5 protein-coding genes are annotated in these 3,926 nt (G+C 68.8%); 1 reads left to right on the top strand and 4 read right to left on the bottom strand.

Features of this window, described 5'->3' with window-relative positions; genetic code table 11:
* Positions 1-427 (top strand): urease accessory protein UreG (ureG, locus tag AC1D15_RS20925; protein ID WP_477827480.1); only part of this gene is annotated, 427 nt, incomplete at its 5' end.
* Positions 428-449: 22 nt separating this feature from the next.
* Here ureG and AC1D15_RS20920 read toward each other — a convergent pair.
* Genes AC1D15_RS20920 through AC1D15_RS20905 form a run of 4 tightly spaced genes read right to left on the bottom strand, consistent with a single transcriptional unit; the run spans position 450 to position 3,532 of the window.
* Complete coding sequence (locus AC1D15_RS20920) at positions 450-1,463, bottom strand: S49 family peptidase (protein WP_047499916.1); 1,014 nt, start codon at positions 1,461-1,463, stop codon at positions 450-452.
* Between the two features lie 23 nt (positions 1,464-1,486).
* On the bottom strand, positions 1,487-1,894 hold the full coding sequence (locus AC1D15_RS20915) for a Rieske (2Fe-2S) protein (protein ID WP_477827479.1): 408 nt from the start codon (positions 1,892-1,894) through the stop codon (positions 1,487-1,489).
* A gap of 7 nt (positions 1,895-1,901) precedes the next feature.
* The gene (locus AC1D15_RS20910; RefSeq protein ID WP_477827478.1) at positions 1,902-2,564 is read right to left on the bottom strand and encodes an HAD family hydrolase; all 663 of its coding nucleotides are present in this window, start codon (positions 2,562-2,564) and stop codon (positions 1,902-1,904) included.
* Positions 2,561-3,532, bottom strand: coding sequence for an RluA family pseudouridine synthase (locus AC1D15_RS20905; RefSeq protein WP_477827477.1), 972 nt, complete (start codon positions 3,530-3,532; stop codon positions 2,561-2,563). The genes AC1D15_RS20910 and AC1D15_RS20905 overlap by 4 nt, the downstream gene beginning before the upstream one ends.
* Between the last annotated feature and the right edge of the window lie 394 nt (positions 3,533-3,926).

The following is a 3,926-nucleotide window of genomic DNA, read 5'->3' as shown; positions in this document are numbered from 1 at the left end:
CATCATGGGTGTCGAGACCGGCGGCTGCCCGCACACCGCGATCCGCGAGGATGCGTCGATCAACCTCGAGGCGGTCGACCGGATGCTCGGCAAGTTTCCCGACGCCGACATCGTGTTCATCGAGTCCGGCGGCGACAACCTCGCCGCCACCTTCAGCCCCGAGCTGAGCGACCTGACGATCTACGTGATCGACGTCGCGGCCGGCGAGAAGATCCCGCGCAAGGGCGGTCCCGGCATCACGAAGAGCGACCTGTTCGTGATCAACAAGACCGACCTCGCGCCGCACGTCGGTGCCGATCTGTCGGTGATGGAGGCCGACACGAAGCGCATGCGGCCGAACCGGCCTTATGTGATGAGCAACCTGAAGACGAACGCCGGCCTCGCCGAGGTGGTGGCGTTCATCGAGAAGAAGGGCATGCTGGCCTGAGGCGCCGGCGCCCCAGGGCAGGCTACCGCAGGTTGAGCGTGCTCTGCAGCGCGCGCACCGCGCCGGCGCCGATCGACGCGCCGAAGCGCTTGGCCAGCCGCTCGGCGACGTTGTCGCGCGGCGTGTAGTCGATCACCTCCTCGGCCTTCACGACCTCGCGCGCCACCATGTCGAGGTTGCCCAGGTGGTCGACCAGGCCCATCTCGAGCGCCTGCTGGCCGTTCCAGAACAGGCCGCTGAAGGTGTCCGGCCCGATCTTCAGCCGCTTGCCGCGGCCTTCCTTCACGACGCCGATGAACTGCTGGTGGATCTGGTCGAGCATCGCCTGCGTGTAGGCGCGCTGCTTCTCGCTGACCGGCGAGAACGGGTCGCCGATGCCCTTGTTCTCGCCCGCGGTCTGCAGACGGCGCTCGACGCCCAGCTTCTCCATCGCGCCGGTGAAGCCGAAGCCGTCCATCAGCACGCCGATCGAGCCGACGATCGAGGCCTTGTCGGCATAGATCTCGTCGGCCGCGACCGCGATGTAGTACGCGCCCGAGGCGCAGGTTTCCTCGACCACCGCGTACACCTTCTTCCGGTGCTTGGCCTTCAGCCGGCGGATCTCGTCGTTGATGATGCCGGCCTGCACCGGGCTGCCGCCCGGCGAGTTGATGCGCAGCACGATGGCCTGGGCGCCCTCGTCCTCGAACGCATTCTTCAGCGCGCCCACCAGCAGCTCGGCACTCGCCTCGGTGTCGGATGCGATCTCGCCGCGCACCTCGACCAGCGCGGTGTGCGGCCCGCTCGGCGTGGCCGCGTGGTTGCGCGCCGTCAGCAGCGCCCAGGCGATGACCGCGAACACCAGCAGCCAGCTCCAGCGGAAGAACAGCTTCCAGCGGCGATCGCTGCGGCGGTCCTTGAAGAAGGCGCGGGCCAGCTCCTCGACGGTCTCTTCCACCGACGGCTTGGCAGGAGCGGCCGCCACCACGGGGGCGGGTGCAGGAGGAGGAACAGGCGCGGCAGCGTCGGGCGAGGGCAACTCGTCGTGCGGATTCATGCAGGGCTTTCGGCGGCCTTCGTTCAGTCTTCGAAGGCGGGTTGGATGTCGCGCGAAGGATACCAATAGACCTCACCGGCCTCTTCCTCGACACGCAATTCCGTCAGCTTGCCGCGGCCACACGGCCCGGCGACGCAGCGGCCGTTCAGCGGATCGTAGGCCGCACCGTGGATCGAGCACAGGATGAACTCGCGGCCGCTGTCGAGGAATTCGCCGGGCTGCCAGTCCATCTCGGCCGGCACGTGCGCGCAGCGGTTCAGGTAGGCGACGACGCGACCCTCGAAGCGCAGCGCGAAGGCGCGCGTCGGCTCGCGGTACTGCAGCACGTCGAACACCAGCGCCTGCCCCTTCTCGGGCAGTTGCGCCGCGGCGCACAGGTGGCGCCGCGCGGCCGGCTCGGGCATCAGCGGCGGCAGGGGTGAGGGTGGCAACACCGGCTCAGCCATGGCGGTCCAGCCATTCGCCCAGCTCGGGCACCGAATGCGCGACGAAGCGCGGCGCGTAGCTGTCGAAAGCGTCCGGTTCGTGCGCCCCGTAGCTGACGCCGATGCAGGCCACGCCGGCATTCACCGCCATCTGCAGGTCGTGCGTGGTGTCGCCGATCATCAGCGTGCGCTCGGGCGCGACGTCCAGCTCGGCCATCAGCTCGAACAGCATCTGCGGGTTCGGCTTCGATGCAGTTTCGTCGGCGGTGCGGGTGGCATCGAAATGGCGGGCCAGGTCGGCGGTGCGCAGCGCCTCGTCGAGCCCGCGGCGCGATTTGCCGGTGGCCACGCCCAGCCAGTGGTTGCGCGCCTTCAGCGCGGCCAGCATCTCCAGCGTGCCGGGGAACAGCACGATCTCGTGCTGGCGCGCGAAGTAGTGGTGGCGGTAGCGGTCGGCGAGCGCCGGGTACAGGTCGCGGCTCAGGCCCGGCGCGGCATGCTGCAGCGCCTCGGCCAACCCGAGGCCGATCACGTAGCTCGCGTCCTTGTCGCTCGGCACCACGGTGCCCACGTCGGCGCAGGCCGCCTGGATGCAGCGCGCGATCAGCGTGGTCGAGTCGAACAGCGTGCCGTCCCAGTCGAAGGCGATCAGGTCGAACTGGCGGGGACGGGTCATGACGGCAGGCTCTGGAGGAATGCACTGCATTCTGCCGGCAACGGCGCCTCGAGTTCGATGGCCTCGCCGCTCGCGGGGTGCTCGAAGCGCAGCCGCCGCGCATGCAGGAACATGCGCTCGAAGCGCGCGCCCTGCACCGCCTCGCCGCGCGCCAGGGCCTTGTTGACCGCGAAATCGCCGTATTTCTCGTCGCCGGCGATCGGGTGGCCCTCGTGCGCCAGGTGCACGCGGATCTGGTGCGTGCGGCCGGTCTTGATCGTCACGTCGAGCAGCGTGAAGCCGGCGTAGGCCTGCGCGATGCGCACCAAGGTGATGGAACGACGGCCATCTTCGTTGTCCTCGTCGACCGCGCGCACACGCCGTTCGCCTTCGCCGGTCAGGAACTTGTGCAGTGCCACGTCGATGACCTTGCGCGAGGCCGGCCAGGCACCGATCACCAGCGCCGCATAGGTCTTGCCGGTCTCGCGGCTGCGGAACTGCTCCTGCAGCGCGACCAGCGCCGAGCGCTTCTTCGCGATCAGCAGCAGGCCGGAGGTTTCCTTGTCGAGCCGGTGCACCAGCTCGAGGAAGCGCGCCGTCGGCCGCGCCTGGCGCAGCTGCTCGATGACGCCGGAGCTGACCCCGCTGCCACCGTGCACCGCGACGCCGGCCGGCTTGTTCAGCGCGATCAGGTGATCGTCCTCGAACACCACCGGGAACTCGCGCGCCGGTGCGGGCGGCACCGCCGATGGATCGGCCATGCGCACCGGCGGCACGCGCACCCGGTCGCCGATCGCCAGCCGCGTGTCGGCGGCGGCACGCCCCTTGTTGACACGCACCTCGCCCGAGCGGATCACGCGGTAGACGTGGGTCTTGGGCACGCCCTTCAGCAGCTTGATCAGGAAGTTGTCGAGCCGCTGGCCCTCGGAGCCTTCATCGATCTCGACCGTCTGGACGGCCGGCGCAGCCGCCTCGGCCGGCCCCCTCACCGCGGTGCTTGCCGGCCGACCTGCTTTGGCCCCTATAATGCGTTGCACCACGTTGTTGTCGTAAGTGTTTGATTTTTCTGAGTTTAACGTCGATGACGTTGAACCGGCACGAACGGCAGCGGTGGTGGTCGGGCCCGAGGGTCCGGCCAACAGGTGATGCAACATGCCCGGCTTGCGGTAGGCCCCGTCCCCATGCGACGAGGCGGCACGCAGCCCGGCATGGCAGAGAAACAAAGAACGAACCCCTGTCAAAAAGGTTTCCAGGCAGGAGACATCGAAGCGGGGTCCTCGCCTACCGGCGGCGGCCCTTGATCTTCAGCCTCCTTCCCGCGTCCAGCAGTCATTGCGGAACATGTTCCCGGCACCCACCCCCCACCACTGCCCACCGTGTGCC

The sequence above is a fragment of the Rhizobacter sp. P2_H2 genome (assembly GCF_056403375.1).
This window is presented reverse-complemented; position numbering and strand designations above follow the sequence as displayed.